Origin of the sequence: Pseudomonas sp. RL_5y_Pfl2_69, from assembly GCF_963970465.1 — a bacterium.
Classification (GTDB): domain Bacteria; phylum Pseudomonadota; class Gammaproteobacteria; order Pseudomonadales; family Pseudomonadaceae; genus Aquipseudomonas.
In genome coordinates this window covers 128,875-149,614 of the sequence record NZ_CAXAOU010000004.1, presented here as the reverse complement: position 1 = coordinate 149,614, position 20,740 = coordinate 128,875, and the positions used below count along the sequence as shown (strand labels likewise).

The 20,740-nt window shown below is 61.2% G+C and carries 16 protein-coding genes; 3 read left to right on the top strand and 13 right to left on the bottom strand.

Annotated elements, in window-relative coordinates; translation table 11 throughout:
* Nucleotides 1-14: 14 nt before the first annotated feature.
* The 12 genes from AACY07_RS09145 to AACY07_RS09090 form a co-directional block, all read right to left on the bottom strand.
* A complete protein-coding gene (locus tag AACY07_RS09145) occupies nucleotides 15-812 on the bottom strand; it encodes a CoA-transferase subunit beta (RefSeq protein WP_133076886.1) in 798 nt (265 codons plus the stop codon).
* Nucleotides 813-823: 11 nt separating this feature from the next.
* A complete protein-coding gene (locus AACY07_RS09140; protein ID WP_219263091.1) occupies nucleotides 824-1,699 on the bottom strand; it encodes a CoA transferase subunit A in 876 nt (291 codons plus the stop codon).
* A 10-nt stretch (nucleotides 1,700-1,709) separates the two neighbouring features.
* Nucleotides 1,710-2,603, bottom strand: a complete 894-nt coding sequence (locus AACY07_RS09135; RefSeq protein ID WP_339474486.1) for a VOC family protein — start codon at nucleotides 2,601-2,603, stop codon at nucleotides 1,710-1,712.
* A gap of 964 nt (nucleotides 2,604-3,567) precedes the next feature.
* Nucleotides 3,568-4,506, bottom strand: a complete 939-nt coding sequence (locus tag AACY07_RS09130; RefSeq protein WP_339474485.1) for a bifunctional OB-fold nucleic acid binding domain-containing protein/MaoC family dehydratase — start codon at nucleotides 4,504-4,506, stop codon at nucleotides 3,568-3,570.
* Nucleotides 4,507-4,511: 5 nt separating this feature from the next.
* A complete protein-coding gene (locus tag AACY07_RS09125; protein WP_133076891.1) occupies nucleotides 4,512-5,723 on the bottom strand; it encodes a thiolase family protein in 1,212 nt (403 codons plus the stop codon).
* 135 nt (nucleotides 5,724-5,858) lie between these two features.
* On the bottom strand, nucleotides 5,859-7,526 hold the full coding sequence (locus AACY07_RS09120; protein WP_133076892.1) for a DUF1302 domain-containing protein: 1,668 nt from the start codon (nucleotides 7,524-7,526) through the stop codon (nucleotides 5,859-5,861).
* A gap of 64 nt (nucleotides 7,527-7,590) precedes the next feature.
* Entirely contained in the window at nucleotides 7,591-8,676 is a 1,086-nt protein-coding gene (locus tag AACY07_RS09115) for an MBL fold metallo-hydrolase (RefSeq protein WP_133076893.1), read from the bottom strand.
* Entirely contained in the window at nucleotides 8,669-10,528 is a 1,860-nt protein-coding gene (locus AACY07_RS09110) for a long-chain-acyl-CoA synthetase (protein WP_339474483.1), read from the bottom strand. Before AACY07_RS09110 ends, AACY07_RS09115 begins: the two co-directional genes overlap by 8 nt.
* Entirely contained in the window at nucleotides 10,525-11,598 is a 1,074-nt protein-coding gene (locus tag AACY07_RS09105; protein WP_133076895.1) for an alkene reductase, read from the bottom strand. The genes AACY07_RS09110 and AACY07_RS09105 overlap by 4 nt, the downstream gene beginning before the upstream one ends.
* Nucleotides 11,599-11,607: 9 nt before the next feature.
* Nucleotides 11,608-12,237 (bottom strand): nuclear transport factor 2 family protein, encoded by a 630-nt coding sequence (locus AACY07_RS09100; protein WP_019826411.1) that lies wholly within the window; start codon nucleotides 12,235-12,237, stop codon nucleotides 11,608-11,610.
* Between the two features lie 10 nt (nucleotides 12,238-12,247).
* A complete protein-coding gene (locus tag AACY07_RS09095) occupies nucleotides 12,248-13,021 on the bottom strand; it encodes an SDR family NAD(P)-dependent oxidoreductase (RefSeq protein ID WP_133076896.1) in 774 nt (257 codons plus the stop codon).
* Nucleotides 13,022-13,051: 30 nt separating this feature from the next.
* Nucleotides 13,052-13,786 carry an SDR family NAD(P)-dependent oxidoreductase gene (locus tag AACY07_RS09090; protein WP_133076897.1) on the bottom strand — a complete coding sequence of 245 codons (735 nt, stop codon included), beginning with the start codon at nucleotides 13,784-13,786 and terminating at the stop codon, nucleotides 13,052-13,054.
* A 1,528-nt stretch (nucleotides 13,787-15,314) separates the two neighbouring features.
* Between AACY07_RS09090 and AACY07_RS09085 the strand changes: the two genes are divergently transcribed.
* The 3 genes from AACY07_RS09085 (at nucleotide 15,315) to AACY07_RS09075 (ending at nucleotide 19,707) form a co-directional block, all read left to right on the top strand.
* Complete coding sequence (locus AACY07_RS09085) at nucleotides 15,315-16,646, top strand: MFS transporter (RefSeq protein ID WP_133076898.1); 1,332 nt, start codon at nucleotides 15,315-15,317, stop codon at nucleotides 16,644-16,646.
* A 17-nt stretch (nucleotides 16,647-16,663) separates the two neighbouring features.
* Nucleotides 16,664-17,491, top strand: coding sequence for an alpha/beta fold hydrolase (locus tag AACY07_RS09080; RefSeq protein ID WP_339474481.1), 828 nt, complete (start codon nucleotides 16,664-16,666; stop codon nucleotides 17,489-17,491).
* Nucleotides 17,492-17,577: 86 nt separating this feature from the next.
* Complete coding sequence (locus AACY07_RS09075) at nucleotides 17,578-19,707, top strand: oxidoreductase (RefSeq protein WP_339474480.1); 2,130 nt, start codon at nucleotides 17,578-17,580, stop codon at nucleotides 19,705-19,707.
* Between the two features lie 41 nt (nucleotides 19,708-19,748).
* Here the strand turns inward: AACY07_RS09075 and AACY07_RS09070 are convergent, their stop codons facing one another.
* Entirely contained in the window at nucleotides 19,749-20,690 is a 942-nt protein-coding gene (locus tag AACY07_RS09070; protein ID WP_339474479.1) for a LysR family transcriptional regulator, read from the bottom strand.
* Nucleotides 20,691-20,740: the final 50 nt, after the last annotated feature.

Here is a 20,740-nt window from a genome sequence, read left to right as displayed (position 1 = left end):
TGAGTTCCTTGCCTTCAGGCCTGACGAATGCCGGGCGGATTGCCCTTGAGCGCGGCTGCGCGATAGTCATGGGGGTCCAGGCGGCGGATCAGGGCCAGTTGCTCTGTCGTAGGCGCCACGGTTTGCTTGATATCGGCGGCCTTGAGCAGCGGGAAACCGGTTTTTTCCTGCACTTCTTCAAAGCTCACACCCGGGTGCAGGGAGCGCACCTGTACGGCGCGATCCGGCCCGCCGAAGTCCATCACGCACAGATCGGTCACGATCAGGCGAATGTCCATCAGGTCGCGGCGCATGCCCTCTTCCCAGCGTTCAGGCTTGAAGCCGACACCCGAGACCATGTCCACTTCACCCGACACAAATGCCCGGGTGTTATGGGCCGGAACAAAAAACGAGTTGATATGGTTGATGCTGTTGCCCGGCAAGCCGCGCACCCCCAGCATCGCCACCTTGGGCTTCTGATAGTCGCCAATGCACGACAGGTTTGTCTGGCCCCAGCGATCGATCTGGGTCGGGCCGATCATGGCGTGGCGGCGTCCGCCCCATACGCATTCGAACACCCGCTCAAACGACAGGTAGCCCGAGTAGCGCGGTACATAATCACCACGCGGCCCCAGCGGGATAGGCTCTTCCACCAGGAATGCCTCGCTGTCGGTCATCAACAGTTCAGGGCTGTGGGTCAGTTTGGCCAGGCTCGCCCCCAGGCGCGGAATCACGCCCAGGCCCGAAGCAATCACTTCACCGTTGCCACGCCAGGCTTCACAGGCAGCCACGATCAACAATTCAGCCAGGGTAAATTCGTTAGTAGCAGTCATGTCCAAGCTCCTTAAAACACGGGCAGCGGCAAAGCGCTCAATCGATCGACACCGCCATTGCTGGCCTGATAGGCACTTTCGCCCGGGGTCACAAACTCGGCTACATAGCCTTCCCAGCCACCTTCCTCGGCGGCACTGGCGCTGTAGCGTTTCAAATGGCTCATGTCCCAGCCGTAATCGGACGGGCACGACGTCGGGTGCGCACCAAAGGGTGCATGCACCACACCGCTGACCAGATAGCGTTCGAAGGTATTGAAGCGGGCCTGGGCAGCATCCAGGCTCAAGCGCTGCTCAATCCGCTCGCACGACACAAAGCACTGCTTGGCGGCGCGGGCAAACAGATGGTCGAAATACGGATCGGGACCGGTGACCAGGGTATTGCCCAGGCGGTCGGCAACGTTGACATGCAAGAAGGCGATGTCCAGATTCAGCGCCGGCATCGCCAGCAGCACCTCACCATCGTCATACGGCGACTGCACCTGTTTGATCTCGGGGTTCAGGCGGCTGACATCGGTGGCCAGACCGCATCGGGTCGGCAAAAACGGCAAGCGCATGCCGGCGGCGCGCAGGCCCCATTGCAGCATGCCCTCGTCCAGCTCCATCAGCTCCAGCTCACCGGCCTCGCGGGCCTTGCGAAAATAGGCTTCGAGGGGGATCGCATCGAGGGTGGCAAAGCCGAAAACCAGCTTCTTGACCTTACCGGCAGCGCAGAGCATGCCGACTTCCGGGCCGCCATAGGCCACCACGGTCAGGTCCTTGACGTCCGAGCGCAGGATCTCGCGCACAATTGCCATGGGTTTGCGTCGTGGCCCCCAGCCGCCAAAGCCGATGGTCATGCCGTCACGCAATTGGCCGACCACGTCTGCCGCTGTCATTTGCTTGTTCATCTAGTGCTCCTTACTGCTGCTGGCCGACGGAAAAGTCATGGCCCCACAGACTGACCCGGGTGAATTCAAAAGCGCTGTGTTCCTGCCAATCCACCAGCAAGCCGCCATAGCCGTATTCCAGGTCAAAACCTGAAGGGGTCTTCATGTAAAACGACGTCATGCGGTCGTTCAGATGCTGGCCAAGGGTGGCCGACAGCGGCACGTCGTGGGCCAGATGCCGGTCGTGGGCGCGGCCCACTTCGGTCATGGACTCGACCTCGACCATCACATGCACGCAGCCTGATGGCACCGGGTATTCGGCCAGGGCCAGGCTGTGGTGGCGGCTGTTTTTGCAATGCAGAAAGTGAATGCGAATCGGCGGTGCCGAAGGGTCGGGGCGAAAATTGAAAATATCCGACAACTCAAAGCCCAGCACATCCTTGGCAAACGCCAGGGTGGCGTCGAAATTCGGCGCGGGCAGCACCGTGTGCCCCAGGCCCATGTCGCCGGTGATAAAACCCGGCACGCCTTGAGGCGAGACAAAGGGTTGGCAATCGGAGCGATGGCCCCAGCTCAATTCGTGGCGATTGCCCGAAGGGTCGGTCACGTGCAGCAGCGCTTGCACCCCACGCTGATCACACTGCTCGACCGTACCGTGGCGCCAGCTCACGTCGGCCTGATCCAGCACCTGGATGGCCGCATTGAATGCTTTTTCGCTGGCCAGTTCCCAACCGGAGGCCAGATAGCGCGACTCGCCGCCAGGCACGATCAGCATGCGAAACGGACGCTCATCCATTTTCACGTACATGCCGCCGCCGGGGGCTTCGCTGACCATCATCCCGAGCACGTCCTCGGCGTATCGCTGCCATTGGACGGGATCTGCAGACTCTGCAACGAAGTAGCTCAAACCACGAATGTCGATCATGTGCCTGCTCCTCAATGCCTGTATTTATTGGCTGAGGGCAGTATGGGAAGGAAGGGGGCGGGGCTCATCGTCCGTTGAGACTAAAGCGTGTCACCACCGAAATGCTGTAGATACTCTGTTGCCAGCCGGCCTGTTTAAAGAAATGAGCTTCGCTAAAAAGGTCGGCCTGTAGGCCGCCTCGTCGGGAAGTTGATCTTGTTTTTGCAGTGGTTTTTGATCTACCCGCCCCTCGGGAGGCCGAGAGGAGGTTCTGCGTAGTGGGTCGACCGGCATGGATGCCGGGAGAGCCGTGTTGGGCCATGGATGGCCCGTCACGGCGTGCCCACGGAGCGGGACCGGAACGAGGGACACCTGAGCGAAGCGAGGGCCGTACGCTGGGGCAAGGCCTTTTTGGGTACTTTTGTGGCTGTTTGACAAAAGTGCCTCGCTGTAAGAGCGAAACCAATATTTCAGTTAACCGCGAATGCCGGATATGTACCCCGTGTGCCAGTTGTTTTGCGATGAGCCCGCAGCGATGCCGAGTACATATCCATTCGATGTGTCACGGTTCTCTACGGGTTCCGCCCTTACGGCGGGTCACTTTTTCCAAACGCCGAAAAAGTAACCAAAAAGGCTTGCCCTACCATACGGCCGCCTCGCCCCGGCTCGGTGGTTCCCTCACTCCGGCACTGTCATGGAGGCACGCCGCGACGGGCCATCCATGGCCCATCGCGGCTGGCGCGGCGTCCTGCCGCGCCACCCCCATAACAGCACCTGCGTTCGGCCTTCTGTGATGGGCATTCGCGTGGTCTGGACATACGTGTGGCTCCAGCAAAAGCAAAATGCATCGCAGACGCCACAGGACCTTGCACAAAACGTTTTAGCGCCAAGATACAGGCCGCTGACGAGGAACGAAGGCTGCGACCGCTTCGCAGTCGGTCGCAGCCTCGCGTCGCTCCTCAGCGGCTACAGGTGCCAGCAATCATTACATGTACAAAATCACCAGCTCATTGATCACCGACGGCCGCTCGCTGCCCAGGACATGGGTATTGAGCTCAAGGGTCAGTTGCGTGCCGCTCTTGACCCGCTCCACCCGCTTGACCCGCGCCCGGGCATGAATGGTCGAGCCTGCCGGAACCGGCGCCGGAAAACGCAGTCGGTCAGATCCATAGTTGATCATGTTGCTGAAACCGGTGATCTCGTATCCCAGATTCAGTTTCATCCGCGACTGCAGGATCTGCACCAGCGCACCGTGGGCAATGGTGCCGCCAAACGGGCTTTGCTTGCGCGCACGCTCAGGGTCGGTGTGGATCCAGTAGTCATCCCCGGACAACTGGGCAAACGTGTCAATCAAGGCCTGATCGACCACCACCTGATTGCTCCACGGGCTGAACGTCTCGCTAACCAGCCCCTGCAGCGCCGCCTCGTCATCCAGCGCAATCTGGCGCACGGTGGCGACCGGCTCTTGCGCCGGTTGCTCAACCGCTCGCAACGCCTTGAGGGCATCAGCATCCTTATCGACACCCGTGAAGCGCAGTAGCCGATTACCCTTGCCGTCTATCTCGGCATACACCGGTTGCAGACGCATGCCGATCTTCACTTCGGATTCGTCCAGCCCCACCAGATTGGTGTTGATTCGCACACCCTGATCCAGTTCGACCACCGCCAGCATTTGCGGCATCTCATCAGCAAAATCCGGCAAGGTTGCGATACGCGTCACGGTGAAGCTGTACAGCGTCGCCCCACCACTGACTTCACGCCAGGCCAGCGAGTGGGCAAAACACGCCGGGCAATGCCGACGCGGATAAAACACCCAGTCACTGCATTCGTTGCATTGCTGAATCAACAGGCGCTCAGCTTTAAGGCCTTCCCAGAACGGTGCAGAAATCTCGGTCGGAACCGGCATTGGTTTGTTGTTCGACATTGGGTTCATGCTCCCTGAAGTATCAATGCGCCCTGCTCACTCATCACCCCACCGGTGCCTGAGACATACACCGTGTCGCATCGTTCGAGCTGGCGTTCACCCGCCTCGCCCGCAATTTGCGTCACGGCCTCGATCACCTGGCTCATGCCGCCCGCCGAACCGGCCTGGCCAAAGCTGAGCTGACCACCGTGGGTGTTCATCGGGAAATCACCGCGCCAGGTCAAGTCGTGCTCACGCACAAAACTCATGCCTTCACCCTTGGCGCAAAAACCGGCGTCTTCCAGGGTCAGCAAGGCGGTGATGGTGTAGCAATCGTAAATTTGCGCCGCATCCACATCCGCAGGCTTGAGCCCCGCCATGTCGAAAGCCCGGCGCGAGGCCGGCCCGATCGGGGTGTGCAGCATGTCCTGGGCATAGGACGGGGACTTGAACGCCAGGTGCTCGCCAAAGCCGGTGATCCAGGACGGCCGTTTACGGGCACGGGCAGCCACTTCCCTGGAAGCGATGATCATTGCCGCACCACCCGCCACGGGCATGACGATTTCCAGCACGTGCAACGGGTCGGCGACCTTTTTGCTGGCCAGCACTTGCTCGATGGTCAGCGGCTGACCGTAAAACATGGCCTGGGGGTTGAACTGCGCATTGGTGCGCTGATCCACCGCGATTTTGGCCATCGCCCGAGGGTCATAGCCATATTGCGCGGCATACCGTTGAGCGATCATCGCGTAACCGGTGTTCTGGCCCATGTGACCGTAAGGCAGATCGAACTCGGCTTCGGGAGCACCAAACGCGGTGCTGTGGCCACCAAAGCGCATGGCCCGGGCCATCCAGCTGGCGTCTTCATCCGGGCCCATTGGCGCCATGCGTGCAGGCAATACACACAGCACCGCCTGGCACAGACCCAGTTCGATGGCTGCTGCTGCCCGCCAGACCATGCCGACCGAAGTACAGCCGCCAAGGTCGACAACTTCGGCAAAGTTGAGGCGCAAGCCCAGGTATTCAGCGGCCATGGCCGGGACAAATACCGAAGCTTCATGAAATTGCGGGCCATTGATCACCAGCCCGTCGAGGTCCGATGCCTGCAATCCGGCATCGCGTAGCGCCTGGGCCGCCAGATCGGCAACCTGCTCCAGGTGGAACATGCGCGGCGCCGTGGCGTATTTCTCAGGTTTGTACTGTGCGCTGCCCACAATGGCCGCGTGACCTTTAAGACCCATGGTTATCTCTCTTTAGTCAGTTCATCCAACTTTGTAGTCGCTGCCGAAGGCTGCGATGAGGACCTAAGGGCCTTCAAGGAAACGGGTTGCAAGGCAACCCTTCGCAGCCTGCGGCAGCGACTACAGGGGCGTGTTTTAGAAGGTGTATTTCATCGAGAACGTGGCGTAGTCACGGTCTGCCAGCGGGCGGTACATCGGGTCGGGCGAGCCCAGGTAGCCGATGTACTTGAGCGACACTTCCAGGTTGCTCAGGTACTTGAAGGTCGTGCCCGCGCTCAGGCGACGATCCCCGGCCACCCCGGAAATAGTCCCCGACATCGGTGCAGCACCGCTGAATACATCCGAGTAGGTAAACGGAACCTCAAGGTCCCAGCCCTGGAACACCCCCGGATAACTGAACGAGGCGCCCACGGTGTATGCGCTCGATGAGCGGGTACGCCACGCAGTACCGGCCTTGTAGGTGTAATCATTGGACGGCTGAACAGACGGCACCAGGGACGGCAACAGCCCCACACCTTCTAGGTTCGGCGCGGCCGAGGTCGCATCGGCGTGGTCAGCACGCACGGTGACGATTTCACCGGTCAACGTGGTTTGGCTGGCCCAGGGACGGTCACCCAGAATTCGCATCGCCGACAACTGGAATTGCTGCCCCTTGCCCTTGGCAGGCACCGGCCCCAGCCCGGTATTGACCATCACCGGCGCACCGTCCCGATACGACCACTCCGCCCCCAGCTGCACGTCGCCCAGCTTGGTGGTGGCACTGATACCGGTCAGCTTGATGTCTTCAAAGTATTTGACCCGGTAGCCGCTGGCCCTGTAGGCCAGAGCACCAGGACCTACTGGAGTCGGGTCCCAGCCAATCAGCGCGGTGGCCGGGTTTTTGTCGTGGTAAACCACATGGAACAGTGACAGTTCAAGGTCAGTGACCGGGCGGTAACGGACCTGTGCGCCCCACTGACCGCTGTTACGGGGCTCATCAGTCCCCTGATAAAGCACCTTGTTGTTACCCATGAACAAAAATTCGCGGCCCGGGCCAATCACATCGGAGGTCGACAGGAAGCTGCCCACCGGCGGCAATTCAGTCCCCTTCCACTCGTACTGCACATAGCCGCCCAGGGTAAATTGCGGGTTGATCCGGTAGGACGCCGAGAACTGCCCCACCGGCAGCAACACCTCTTTGACCTCAACCCCCGGCTGCGCCGCCTTGACCGCATCGGACGGGTTTTGCACGCCGTTCACGCCCGGGTAGTAAAGGCTCTCGCCCCACGACTCAATGTGCCGACCGGCCTTGACGTCGAGCATGGTGTCGTTCTCAAAACGCCAGCCGCCGAACACGTAGGCGTCGAGTAATTTAGTGCGACCGCCGCTGTAGTAACGGGTGTCGCTGGTGAACTCGTCATTGCTGCCGAACTTGTTGACGGTGGCCGGTGAGTCGTTGTCGTTTTTACGGTGGTACACATCGTCATAAAAGGTACTGGCCCGCACGACCGCACCGTAGTTGTCCTTGCGCAGAATCATCTCGCCCAGCGCGCCCACACGGTTGGTGGTGAGGCTGTGCTGCTCGAAGTTGCGGTTCGGGTCATCGACGTTACTCCCCATCAGCCTGTCGCTGGGATTAGCCAGGCGCATGCCGATGCCGTAGCTGGTGGTCACCGTCCAGTCAATCGTGGTGCCGTCATCGAACTCAATGGTTTCCCCAGCCCACAAGGGGCTGGACACCAGTGCCACGGCGACGGCCAGGCCACTGACCTGATAGCGGTGCGGGCGCAGCCCTTGACATTTATTGTTGTTTTTATTGATCACTCTGCCTCTCCTGGTTGACGACTCGTTGGCCGCCTCGATGGGTTCAAGCGTCATTGCGTTGTGCTCAAAGCAACTCAAGCGGGTCGAACTTCACGACTCCTGTCCGGGCCTGTCGATAACGATGCAGCCCTCCTTGCTCCTCACGAACGAGCGCCCCCTCGGCCATAAGGTAATTGGCGTGAGCCAACGTCTCTCCAAGCGCCATCAGCTCGTCAAAACGACCTGACAGCTTTTTAAACAACACCGCCATCATCTCCAGCGCCGTACGCGGTTGGGCGCAGGCCTCAAGCAACTGCTGCAAATGTCTGAGATGGTGATCACGCAACTGATCCAGTCGCAGATGCAGATTGAAAAACGGCCGCTCATGGGCCGGCAGCACCAGCACGCTGTCGGGGATCACACGCAGCCGTTCGATCGAGTCCAGCCAGTCACGCAATGGATTGGCTTCAGGTTCGGGGACATACACCGCAATGGTCGAAGTGATACGGGGCAACACCTGGTCGCCCGAAATCAGCAAACCATCGTCCGCGGCGTACAGGCACGCATGCTCCGGTGAGTGCCCGTTGCCCATCACCACTTCCCAGCGGCGCCCGCCGATGGTGAGCTGGCTGCCCTGGCTCAAACGGGTAAACCCCGCGACCAGCTGTGGACGAAAGTGTTCGCCCTGGATCAGCGGCAGCAACGAGGTGGTGCGCTCTGCACTGAACCCGGCCTTTTGATAGAAATCGAGAAACGCCCAGTCCGGCTCGGCGGCCTTGGGCGGGCCGTGATGCAGCGCCTGGAACTCACCTTGAGTCATCAAGACCGGGCAGCGAAAACGCTCGGCCAACCAGCCAACCACGCCGGTGTGATCACTGTGAAAATGGGTGCAGATCACCGCCTTGAGTGGCAAGCCCTCAAGCACGTCAACGAACACCTGTTCCCAGACGGCGCGGCACTGATCGCTGTTGAGGCCAGTATCAACCGCCACCCAGCCGTCACCGTGGCGCAGCAAGTACAGGTTGATGTGATCGAGCCCGAAAGGCAGCGGCATGCGCAGCCAGAGCACGCCCTCGGCAACTTCCTGCACCTGACCGCTGGCTGGAGCCAGGGGCCAGGGGTAACGCAGACCATCACGCCATTCATGGCCCCGGGCGTCGAATTCACTCATGGCTGCTGCCTGCAAAAGGCAGCAAACCCGCGCGAGCCAGTGCTTGCAGCGAGTACGGCTGATAGGTACCGGCACTGTCATCACGCACAAACAGCGGATCGTCAAACAAGCCCGGTCCGTAGCCCTGGCGCTGCAGATCGACCTTGCGCAACTTGAAGGTACTGGTCAGGTCTGCTGCCGCCGAAACCCGCACAAACATCGGCGCCGCATAGCGTGGCAAACGTGCTTGGGTCAGTTCGAAGAAAGCCTGAGGATCGAAGGCATGCCCGGGCTGCATCAAAATGGCTGCCATCCCGGCGCGACCTTCGTGTTCGGGTACCTGCACGCCGTACACGTTGATCAGCTCAAGACCTGGCATGTCACTGAGCGTGTCCGCCACTTCCAGGGTCGAAACGTTTTCGCTTTTCCAGCGAAACGTGTCGCCAATACGGTCGACGAAATAGAAATAGCCGTCGTCGTCATAGCGCAACAGATCCCCCGAACTCCAGTAGGCGTCCCCGGTTTGAAACACATTGCGGCGGATCTTGCTCTCGCTGGCAGCTGCGCTGGTATACCCCTCGAAACGCCCGCCGCCAATCTGCGGGTGGTCAACGATAAAGCCCATTGCCTCACCTATTTCTCCGGGTTGGCACAGCTGATAAAAACCGTTTTCGTCCCGCGGATGGCTGTCGCTTTCGACGTCGTAGCGCACCAGGCGCAAGTTGGTGCGGCTCCAGTCCGGCACGCGCCCGCAAGAGCCCACGTAGTTGTCGACGTTGATCAGGTTGGCGTTGGCCTCGGTGGCGCCCCAGCCTTCGAAGACCTGGAGGGGACCGAAACGCTCCAGCCAGCGCTGCCACGACTCAGGCGTGAGGCCTGCACCGAGCATGTAACGCAAACTGTGCTCACGTTCACCGGCCACCACAGGCTGGTTGAGCAGGTAACGGCAGATCTCGCCGATGTACTGGAACACGGTGATCCCGTTGCGGCGTACATCAGGCCAGAACTCGCGCACGCTGAACTTGCGCCGCACCACGATGCTCGCACCTGCGCACAGCGCCGTAGACGTCACCGAAGTGGCCGCCGCGCCGTGGTACAGCGGCAGGCAGCAATAAAACACATCGTCACAGGTGGCGCCCAGGGTGACTTCCATCACGTCACCCGAGGACATCCAGCGCATGTGGCTGTAACGCGCGGCCTTGGGCAGCCCCGTGGTGCCTGAGGTAAAAATCAGCAGCGTGGTGGTTTCAGCCGTGATCGCAGCACGCACTTCACGCGTAAACGCAGTGCCTGGAGCCGCGGCAATCTGCTCGCCAAACTGGCGGTCGACACAGCCCAAATCACCGTCAAACGGATTTGACGGGTCTGCGACCAACCACAGCGGCACGTCAGGCAAACCTTCAGTGCCCAGCAGGTTGGCCACGCACTCTTCACCGACCACGACAGCCTTGGCAGCGGTGGATTGCAAGGCGTGCACCAGCGGCTTGCCGTTGACCTGGGTATTGATAAACGCCACCACGACACCGAGTTTGACCAGCCCGAACCAACTGAAGAAAAACTGCGGGCGGTTCTCCATGGCAATGGCGCACACGTCACCGGGGCGCAGGCCCTTGGCATAAAACACGTGCGCCATGCGATCGGCTTGTGCATTCACGGTGGCGTAACTGAAGCGCTGCTCGCCGTCGATCAAAAACACCTGTTCAGGGATAGCCAGCGCCTGGGCCTCAAGGCGGTCAGCCAGGGTGTACAAGTCTGCCGGTTTGATCCGGGCACTGGCCGCAGAACGCACATCCAGTAGCGCCTGGGTGTGCTCCCGGGGCACGGGCCGTTGCCTGGACGCTGTGAGCGCGCTGATGCGTGACATGTCGTTCATGGCGCCACCGCCTCGACCCGCGGGTAATCGCTGTAGCCTTCAGGGCCTGGGGAGTACAAGGTCTTGCGATCGAAACGGGCCAGCGGCAGCCCCTTGCGCAGACGCTCCACCAGATCCGGATTGGCAATAAAGTGACGGGCAAACGACACTGCATCCCCCTGCCCGGCCTGCAGTGCAGCCTCGGCCGACTCACCGTCAAAACCGTCATTGAGGATCAGGCCGTTGCTGCAATGACGCTGGGCCAGGGCAAAGGCATCCAGCTCAGTCAGGGGCGAACGCATGATATGCACGTACGCCAGGCCCATAGGCTCGGCGGCCTTGCACAGCGCCACGGCGGTGGCCAACGGGTCTGCGTCATCGATGTCATTGAACGGATTGCCCGGGCACAAGCGCAGCGCCACACGCCCGGCACCAATGGCCGAAGCCATTGCCGCCAGCACCTGTGCCGGGAAGCGCACACGGTTCTCGACGCTGCCACCGTACTCGTCTTCACGCAGGTTGCTGCCCGACGCCATGAACTGCATCGGCAGATAACCGCTGGTGCAGTGCAACTCGACCCCGTCAAATCCGGCTTGGCGGGCATTCAAAGCAGCCTGGCGGTATTCCTCGATTACCAGGGCGATATCCTGCAGCGACATGGCCTGGGGCTCGTCGGTATCGACCATCCCGGCGGTGTCGGTAAACAACTGGGTGCGTGCGCGCAAGGCCGACGGCGCAACCGTCGCGGCCCCGGCCGGTTTGTTGTGAGCGCTGGAAGCGCGGCCTACGTGCATCAGTTGCAGCACGATCAGACCGCCTTCGGCATGTACCGCGTCGGTCACGGCCTTCCAGGCAGCGATCTGCCCGGCGTTATAAATCGCCGGTGTACGGCAATAGCCCAGGCCGCTGGCTGAAGGCGCAGTGCCTTCGGCGACGATCAACCCGGCAGACGCACGCTGGCGGTAGTACTCGACCATCTCGGCAGTGGGTACGCCATGCTGGTCAGCACGGCTGCGGGTCATCGGTGCCATGACGATACGGTTGGCCAGTTCAAGCTCACCGAGGCGCACAGGTTCAAACAAAATGCTCATGGTCAGTCCTCAGCGCACGCGAATTTTCGGTGCGCCAGCCCCTCGGCGCAGGGTGGCAAGAAAGTGTTCGACCGGGGCTGCTGTCGCTACCTGGGGCAGTTGGTCCTTGTCAGGACGATGGGCCCAGAACTCGGTCCAGGACGGGAACAGGTCGTGGAAAGTACCGGCATAGGGTTCGCGCCCCGGCCAACGCATTTTTTGCGTGCCGATCGGCGGTTTGTTGAGGTCACTGGCGTACCAGTAGCACGGCAGGCGACGGCGGAAATACCAGCGCCCCTGCATCCGCTCGTAGTCATCCCAATACAGCATTTGCATGGTGACCCACTCGGGGCCGGTCTCGTGTTCGTTCTTGGAATACACCACGCCCACGGCGTGATCAGGGTCGGTGAACTCGATGAGGTGCTGACCAAGGTGATGGGAGGTGCCATGAAACTGGTCACGCAGGGTGTCATCGACCCAGGCTTTGAGGTGCGCACGCCCGGTTTTTTCGCGACCGACACGGATGTCTTCGGCAAATAGATTGACGTGGGCATCGAGGTCGCGCATGTCCAGCGACAACGAGTATTTGCCGGCCAACTGGCGAATTTCCTCAATCGACTCCAGCCGATCAAGACGGGCAAGCAAGGCGTTCTGTTCCATAAAAGGGTCCTTATTCCAATACCGTGTACAGCTCGCTGCTGCGCCCGCCATCGACCGGCAAACAGGCGCCGGTGACATACGAGGCTTCATCGCTGGCCAAAAACAGAATGGCGTTGGCCACTTCTACGGGTTGGCCGACGCGCTTGAGCGGGATCAGTTTTTCGGTATTGGTGCGGGTCTTGTCGTCGGTGAGCATGCCGGCCGTGGCGGGTGTCTCGACCACGCCCGGGCTGACCACGTTGCAGCGAATGTTGTGGCTCGCGCCCTCACTGGCGGCGGCGCGACTGAAATTGATCACGGCGGCCTTGGCGGCGGAATAGCCCGCCATCCAGGGCGTACCGAACTGACCGCAGATCGAGGCCAGATTGATGATCGAGCCGCTGCCCTGAGCGCGCATCAGACCCAGTGCCGTGCGCGTCCCCCAGAAGGTGCCATCCACGGTGGTTGCAAAGTTGGAATGCCAGTCAGCCGTCGAAGTGCTGTCAATCGCGCCCCAGCTGTAGGCCATCGCGTTGTTGACCAGAATATCCAGTCGACCGTGGCGCTGCGCCGCCTCACTGATGGCTGCGACATAGGCTGCTTCATTGCTGACATCGGCCACCGCGCACTCGGCGCGACCGCCGCTGTCACGGATCTGTGCGGCGACCGCTTGCAGCGGCTCGATGCGACGCCCGCAGAGCACCACCAGGGCGCCCTCTTCGGCAAACCGCAGTGCGGTAGCAGCACCAATGCCGGAACCGGCGCCGGTGATAAATGCAATCTTGTCGTGTAAACGAGTACCCATGATCTGCTCTCCCATTGCTGCGCCCGGCGTTTAGATAAACGCCATGCCGCCGTTGACCGCGAGGTTCTGGCCGGTAATGAATGCCGCGTCATCACTGGCCAGGAAGGCCGCAACGCGAGCGATTTCATCGGTTTCACCCATGCGGCCCAGAGGGATGGCCTTGAGCATGCTTTGCATCCAGTCTTCCGGGATATCGGCCATCATCGGGGTGTTGGTGGGACCGGGAACGATGGTGTTGACGCGAATGCCATTGCCTGCCAGTTCCCGGGCCATGCTGCGGGTCAGCCCCATCACACCGGCCTTGGCCGCGCAGTAATGGCTGGGACCTTCACCGGTCAGGGCCGAGGTGCTGGAGATATTGATCACCACGCCGGGGGTGGCGGCCTGCAGCATCAGTTTTACCGCTTCACGGCTGCAGAAAAACGTACCGGTAAGGTTGACGCCGATGACACGCTGCCAGTTCTCGTCCGGTGTTTGCGCGAAAGCGTCAATCGAACCGATGCCCGCGTTATTGACCAGCACGTCGAGGCTGCCGAAATGCGCGTGAACGGCGGCCATTGCGGTGGCAACCGAATCGCTATCGGCCACGTTGCAACTGACGGCAAGCGCGTTTTCGCCCAGCCCTTCAATGCTTTGGCGCGCGGCTTCCAGATTGATGTCAGCTGCGACAACCTTTGCGCCCTGCTCGGCAAAATGACGAACGATTGCCCGTCCCATGCCTTGACCAGCGCCCGTTACAAACGCCACTTTATTCAGCAATTTCATAGAGTTCTCCCGCCTGCCCGATTCCGGCCGCCCTGAAGCCGGGGCGGTGTATGGGAGCAATCATTGACTGGAGAAAAAAGCTGAACATCGTCCGATGGGACTAAGCAGCACTCAGACCGTGCTGGCGCATTACCCGCCTTGTAGTCGCTGACGAGTAGAACGAGGCTGCGATCGGTTTGGTGCGCCACTGCGACGTAGCGACCGCAAAACTTGGCCCCACGGCTTTTCCTGACGCACCGCAACATCCGGATTTACGACGGCTTCGCCGCCGGACGCAGCCTCGCACGGCTCGTCAGCGGCTACACATTTCACCGCCTACCCGCCTACCCGCCTTGTAGTCGCTGACGAGTAGAACGAGGCTGCGATCTGTTTTGTGCGCCACTACGACGTAGCGACTGCAAAACCTGGCCCCCCGGCTTTTCCTGACGCACCGCAACATCCGGATTTACGACGGCTTCGCCGCCGGACGCAGCCTCGCACGGCTCGTCAGTTGCTACGAATGCTGTGTAGCAGTTGACGAGTAGAACGAGGCTACGTCCGGTTTGGTGCGCCACTGCGACGTAGCGACCGTAAAACCTGGCCCCAAAGCTTTTCCTGATTCACCTCAACATCCGGATTTACGACGGCTACGCAGCCTCGCGGCGCTCGTCAGCGACTTATATGTTGGCGCTATAGCGTTTTGCGCAAGGCTCTGTGGCGTCTGCAATGCATTTTTGCTTTTGCTGGAGTCACACCCATGTTCAGACGACGCGAATGCCCATCACAGAAGGCCGAACGCAGGTGCTGTTATGGGGGTGGCGCGGCAGGACGCCGCGCCAGCCGCGATGGGCCATGGATGGCCCGTCGCGGCGTGCCCCCATGACAGTGCCGGAGTGAGGGCACCGCGGAGCCTTGGCGAGGCGGCCGTATGGTAGGGCAAGCCTTTTTGGTTACTTTTTCGGCGTTTGGAAAAAGTGACCCGCCGTAAGGGCGGAACCCGTAGAAAGTCGTGACACATCGAATGGATATGTACTCGGCATAGGTGCGGGTGCATCGCAAAACAACTGGCACACGGGGTACATATCCGGCATTTGCGGCTAACTGAAATGATGGTTTCGCCCTTACGGCGAGTCCCTTTTGTCAAACAGCCACAAAAGGAACCAAAAAGGCCTTGCCCCAGCGTACGGCCCTCGCTTCGCTCAGGTGTCCCTCGTTCCGGTCCCGCTCCGTGGGCACGCCGTGACGGGCCATCCCTGGCCCAACACGGCTCTCCCGGCATCCATGCCGGTCGACCCACTACGCAGAACCTCCTCTCGGCCTCCCGAAGGGCATGCAGATCAAAAACCAGTGCAAAAACAAGATCAACCACCCCATGCCTTTTCCTGGTTCACCGCAACATTCGGATTTACGACGGCTACGTAGCCGGACGCAGCCTCGCGGCGCTCGTCAGCGACTACAAGATGACCGGCTGGTCTGAATGGACGATGTACCCGCCAGGCACTTTATGGAATAACGGATTCACTAGAACAAAAAACCGGGAGAGCCCGTCGTGTCCATACCCTTGCGCCCCACCTGGCGAACTCATTACGCATTAGGCGTTTTGGCTGCCATCTATGTCTTCAACTACATCGACCGGCTGCTGATGGCCATTTTGATCGAACCGGTAAAAGCAGAATTCGGTATTTCAGACACCGGTATCGGCCTGCTTTCAGGTGTGACCTTTGCGGTCTTTTACACCCTCTTCGGCTTTCCTCTGGGGCGGCTCTCTGACCGTATCGGACGCAAGAAAGTCATCGCCTTCAGCTGTATCGCCTGGAGCGTCATGACCATTTTCTGCGGCTTCGCAGCCAGTTTTGCGATGCTAGTGGTGGCCCGGATCGGGGTGGCGATCGGTGAAGCCGGTGGCACCGCTCCATCAATGGCAATGGTCTCGGACCTGTATCCGCCCGAACGCCGCTCCACCGCCTTGTCGGTACTGATGCTGGGCTCAAGCCTGGGGGCCATTTTCGGGCTGGGGCTGGGGGGCTGGATCGCGCAGCATTACGGCTGGCGTTTTGCATTTGTGGTAATCGGCGCACCGGGGATTTTTCTCGGGCTGCTGTTGCTGCTCACCGTACGGGCGCCAAAACCCGCGATGCTGGTCAACCCCAGTCAGGTGGCGCAGGCCAATTGGGCCGTCACGGTGCGCGAGCTGTTCCAGACCCCGTCCTTCCTCTGGATTGTGCTCACCGGCGGCTCTGCGGCCATTGCCGGTTATGCCATAGGCACCTGGAGCCCCAGCTTTCTGATCCGCTCCCACGGTCTGAGCCTGCAGGACGCCGGGCTGCTGGCCGGGGTGGCGGGCGGTGCCGGGGCCACCTTTGGCACCCTCACCTGCGGTATTTTGTGTGACCGCCTGGCCCGTCGGGACAAAGGCTGGCAGATCGGGGTGCCGCTGCTGGGCACGCTGATCAGCATACCGTTCGCGCTGGCTTACTTCCTGTGGCCGGTTGGTACCGCATTTTATGTGGGCAGCACGCCTGTACCGACCGCCTTTATTTTCTACAGCGTGTTCAGCTTTTTCGGCACATGGTGGGCGACACCCTGCCTGGGGGCCATTTCCCATCTGTTCCCGGCTACCCGACTGGCCCAGGCCACCGCGATTTTCGTGATGTCCATGACCCTGCTCGGGGTGGGCGTCGGCCCGCTGCTGATCGGCATGCTCAGTGACGGCTTCGCCCATCGCCTGGGCAACGAAGGCCTGCGCTATGCCCTGGCCTCCTGTGTCTCGTTGCTGGTGCTGGCTTCGTGTTTTCTGGCCCTGGCCTTGCCGCGCTATCGCAACCACCTGATGAACAAGACCCCGACCCCAGCATCGCTGGCTGACGCGGCCACAGCCTGACTTTTGGAGATTGAGTGATGACAGAACAAGACCTTCCCCTGCCCATCGGCCACTTTGTGACACTGGACAGCGGCCTGCGCCTGCACTTTCTCGATGAAGGCAGCGGCCCGGTAGTGGTGTGGCTGCATGGCAGCGGACCGGGCGCCAGCGGCTACAGCAATTTCAAAGGCAACTACCCGCAGTTTGTCGCCGCAGGTTTTCGCAATCTGGTGCTGGATTTGCCGGGGTTCGGCCGCTCCGACAAGCCTGAGGACGCCCAGTACAACCTGGAGTTCTTCGTCAGCGCCCTGTCGGGGTTTCTCAAGGCGGTGGGGGTCAAGCGGGCGACCCTGCTCGGCAACTCCCTGGGCGGGGCCATTGCCCTGGGCCTGGCGCTGGCAGAACCCGAGCGCGTCGAGAAACTTGTCCTGATGGCTCCCGGCGGTGTCGAAGACCGCGAAACCTACTTCAAGATGGTCGGCATTCAACGCATGGTCGAACTGTACAACGCAGGCCCTCTGGGCATCGAGCAAATGCGCCGGATCATGAGCCTGCAACTGTTCGACAGCTCGCAGCTGGAAGACAGCCTCTTGGCCGAACGTGTGGCCGTGGCCGTGCACCAGCCGCGCAATCTGTTCACCACCATGATGGTGCCGAACATGACCGAGCGCCTTGAAGAGCTGCAAGCACCGATCCTGGGTTTCTGGGGCACCGATGACAACTTCAACCCTGCCAGTGGCGCGCTCAAAGTGCTGAAACACGCGCCCAATGCGCGCTTTATCATGCTCAACCAGTGCGGCCACTGGGTGCAGGTGGAACATCGCGAACTCTTCAACAAGGCTTGCCTGGAATTTTTACGCGGCTGAACACCATCATCGTGTACACCCCATGACTGACGGCTGCCTGCGGGCGGCCGTCCCTTCTTCAAACACCCGCTCGGGCTGAACGAATAATGACAAAATACCCTCAGTTGCTGGCACCCGGTCGCATTGGCTCTCTTGAGCTGCGCAACCGCATCATCATGGCGCCCATGGGCTCCAACTTCGCCGAAGCCGATGGTCATTGCGGCGAACGGATTCAAGCCTATTACGAAGCCCGCGCCCGAGGCGGCGCCGGACTGCTGATCATGGGCGTGTGCTCGGTGGCGTTCCCGGCCGGGACCGCCGAGCCGTTCCAGGTCGGCGTGTCCAGCGATGACTTCATCCCCGGTTTAAGCCGCCTCGCCGAGCGCGTCCACCAGCACGGCGCAAAAATCGCCATGCAACTTCAGCACGCGGGCAAGACCTCGGTGCGCGACATGGCTGAAGGTCGGCAACTGTGGGTGCCTTCGGTGCCGCCTGTGCTGCAAAGCGACATGATGGCCGCACTCACACCTGAAGAACTGGCCAACTTTGTCAGTTCCATGAAGCGGCGCGCCGAAGGCTCACCGATCAGGGTGATGGACAGCGCTGATATCGCACACATGATCGACTGGTTTGCCTTGGCCGCCGACCGGGCCAAACGCGCCGGTTTCGACGGTGTGGAGCTGCACGCGGCCCACGGCTATATCATTGCCGGTTTCCTTTCCGGTTATTACAACCAGCGCGAAGACCAGTACGGCGGCTCCCTGGAAAACCGTGCCCGGCTGCTGCTGGAAATCATCGCGGCAGTACGTGCCAAAGTGGGCAATGAGTTTGCTGTATGGCTGCGGCTGGACGCAGAAGAGCTGCACACTCCCGGCGGCATCACGCTGGACGACGCCAAGGCTGTGGCGCGCATGGCCGAGGCCGCCGGAGTCGATGCGGTCAGTGTGTCAGCCAGTGCCCGCATCACCAGCGGCGTGGTGTTTACCGAAGCGCCCCTGGTACAAAAGCCCAACGGATTCATGGAGTGGACGGGCGCACTCAAACGCTGCGTGCAAGTGCCGGTGATTGCCGTAGGGCGGATCGAACCTGAGGCCGGTGAAGCTGCCCTGAAACGGGGCGACTGCGACTTCATTGCCATGGCCCGCAAACTGCTGGCCGATCCGGAACTGCCGAACAAACTGCTCAACGATCAGGAAACCAGCATCCGCCCGTGCATTTACTGCTACGTGTGTGTCAGCCAGATTTTCATCAACGAGCGGGTAAAGTGTGCGGTCAACCCCATGACCGGCCATGAGTTCGAATACGTCATCAGTCCCGCCTCAACGCCAAAGCATCTGGTGGTGGTCGGTGCCGGGCCTGCCGGGATGGAAGCCGCCCGCATCGCTGCCCTGCGCGGACATCGCGTGACCCTGCTCGAACGCAGCGACCGCTTGGGCGGTACGCTGTTTTTTGCGGGCCTGGCCTATGCCGAGAACGCCCGTTTGCTGGACAACCTCAAGGTTCAGGTACAGCAATCATCCATCGATGTGCGCCTGAACACCCAGGCCAGCCCTGCCCTGCTCCGCGACCTGGGCGCGGATCAAGTGCTGGTGGCCGTTGGCGCCGAACGCGCGGCACCGGCGATCCCCGGAGCCGATCAGGACCACGTTTGGAGTGGCGACGAATTGCGCCGCCTGATGACCGGCGACCGGGCTGACGAGATTGCCCGGCGCAAACTGTCCTTTACCCAGCGTGCGCTGATGAAAGCCGGCAGCCTGACCGGGGTGACCGACAGCCGTGAAGCCATGGAAAAACTGTCACGGGTGTGGATGCCGCTGGGCAAGCGCGTGACCATCATCGGTGGCGGGCTGGTGGGCCTGGAACTGGCGGAGTTCCTGATCGCTCGGGGGCGTCAGGTCACCGTGCTGGAAAGCGGCACCCATCTGGGCCGCGAACTGGCCATCGTGCGTCGCTGGCGGGTGCTGCATGAAATTCGCGTGCATGGCGGCGAGATGATTACCGGAGCCTGCGTAACGGCCATTGAAGGCCATGCCGTGCTTTATCAACTGGCGGATGGCAGCAGTGCCCGCAGCGAGGCCGATTCGGTGGTACTGGCGATCGGCGCGCAGCCCAACACCGGCTTGCTTGACGAATTGACCCGTGCGGGCTTGAGCGCCACCAGCATTGGCGATTGCCGGAGCATTGGCTACATCGAGGGTGCCATCAGTGCCGGACACAAGGCCGGGCGCGAGGCCTAGGGACAGGCCGCACCGTCGGCATCGCAGTCAAGCCAGCTCCCTCATACCCTCACTGTGGGAGCGGGCTTGCTCGCGATGGCATCACCTCGACCTACCTGAAAGGCCCCGCCGCTCTCAAGCAAGCAGTCAAACATGGCCTGGGCTGGCGCTGACAACTCATGGCCGGGTTTGGTCAACACGCCTATGGCACGCTCCACCACGGGCTCATGCAAGGTGATGCAGCACGCGCCAAGTTCACGCATCTGCTCGGCGCACAGCGCCGGTACCACGCTGACGCCCAGCCCGCTGGCGACCATCCGCCCGACCGTGGCCAGTTGATGACTCTCGAATGCCACCGGTAATTTCATCTGTCGCGCCTGCAGGTGCTCCTCCAGCATCACCCGCACGGCAGATGGCCGTTGCAGGGTAATAAAGGGCTCTTGCAGCAGGGTCTTCCAGTCAATCAGCGAATGCCCGGCCAACCCGGAATCACGGGGCACCACCGCGACAAAACGGTCGAGGTACAACGGGGTAAACGTCAGCGACGAACCGGGTGCCGGTTCGAAAGCCACACCCAGTTCCACCAGGCGATCGCGCACCATCTCCAGCACTTGCTCGTTGATGACGTCGTTCACCGTGACGTTGACCTTGGGGTAGCGCACGCGAAAACCCTTGAGGATCGACGGTAACTGATTGCCCGAGAACGACGGGATCGCCGCCAGGGTCACACGGCCACGTTGCAGGGTGAAGCGCTGGCGCAGTTCATCCTCGGCGTTGTCCCAGTCAGCGATCAGGCGTCGGGCCAACGGCAACAACGACTCGCCTTCGGGTGTCAGTGCCACATGGCGCGTGGTGCGGCTGAACAGGCGACCACCCAGCCCCTCCTCCAGCGCCTTGATGGTCAGGCTCAAGGCCGACTGCGATAAATGCAGGCGTTCACAGGCCACGGCAAAACTCAGGCTCTGGGCCACGGCAAGAAAGGCGCGGATCTGTTTCACGGTCATGGTTTTGCCTCACGCGTATTAATTTGTTTTATCTATCAATCCACCTTAAA

Excerpts from the sequence above, each read along its gene's own strand:
- AACY07_RS09075 (WP_339474480.1), top strand. The coding sequence starts at position 17,578 with ATGACAAAATACCCTCAGTTGCTGGCACCCGGTCGCATTGGCTCTCTT.
- AACY07_RS09100 (WP_019826411.1), bottom strand. The coding sequence starts at position 12,237 with ATGGAACAGAACGCCTTGCTTGCCCGTCTTGATCGGCTGGAGTCGATT.
- AACY07_RS09095 (WP_133076896.1), bottom strand. The coding sequence starts at position 13,021 with ATGGGTACTCGTTTACACGACAAGATTGCATTTATCACCGGCGCCGGT.
- AACY07_RS09110 (WP_339474483.1), bottom strand. The coding sequence starts at position 10,528 with ATGAACGACATGTCACGCATCAGCGCGCTCACAGCGTCCAGGCAACGG.
- AACY07_RS09090 (WP_133076897.1), bottom strand. The coding sequence starts at position 13,786 with ATGAAATTGCTGAATAAAGTGGCGTTTGTAACGGGCGCTGGTCAAGGC.
- AACY07_RS09070 (WP_339474479.1), bottom strand. The coding sequence starts at position 20,690 with ATGACCGTGAAACAGATCCGCGCCTTTCTTGCCGTGGCCCAGAGCCTG.
- AACY07_RS09135 (WP_339474486.1), bottom strand. The coding sequence starts at position 2,603 with ATGATCGACATTCGTGGTTTGAGCTACTTCGTTGCAGAGTCTGCAGAT.
- AACY07_RS09140 (WP_219263091.1), bottom strand. The coding sequence starts at position 1,699 with ATGAACAAGCAAATGACAGCGGCAGACGTGGTCGGCCAATTGCGTGAC.
- AACY07_RS09130 (WP_339474485.1), bottom strand. The coding sequence starts at position 4,506 with ATGTCGAACAACAAACCAATGCCGGTTCCGACCGAGATTTCTGCACCG.
- AACY07_RS09115 (WP_133076893.1), bottom strand. The coding sequence starts at position 8,676 with ATGAGTGAATTCGACGCCCGGGGCCATGAATGGCGTGATGGTCTGCGT.
- AACY07_RS09125 (WP_133076891.1), bottom strand. The coding sequence starts at position 5,723 with ATGGGTCTTAAAGGTCACGCGGCCATTGTGGGCAGCGCACAGTACAAA.
- AACY07_RS09145 (WP_133076886.1), bottom strand. The coding sequence starts at position 812 with ATGACTGCTACTAACGAATTTACCCTGGCTGAATTGTTGATCGTGGCT.
- AACY07_RS09105 (WP_133076895.1), bottom strand. The coding sequence starts at position 11,598 with ATGAGCATTTTGTTTGAACCTGTGCGCCTCGGTGAGCTTGAACTGGCC.
- AACY07_RS09080 (WP_339474481.1), top strand. The coding sequence starts at position 16,664 with ATGACAGAACAAGACCTTCCCCTGCCCATCGGCCACTTTGTGACACTG.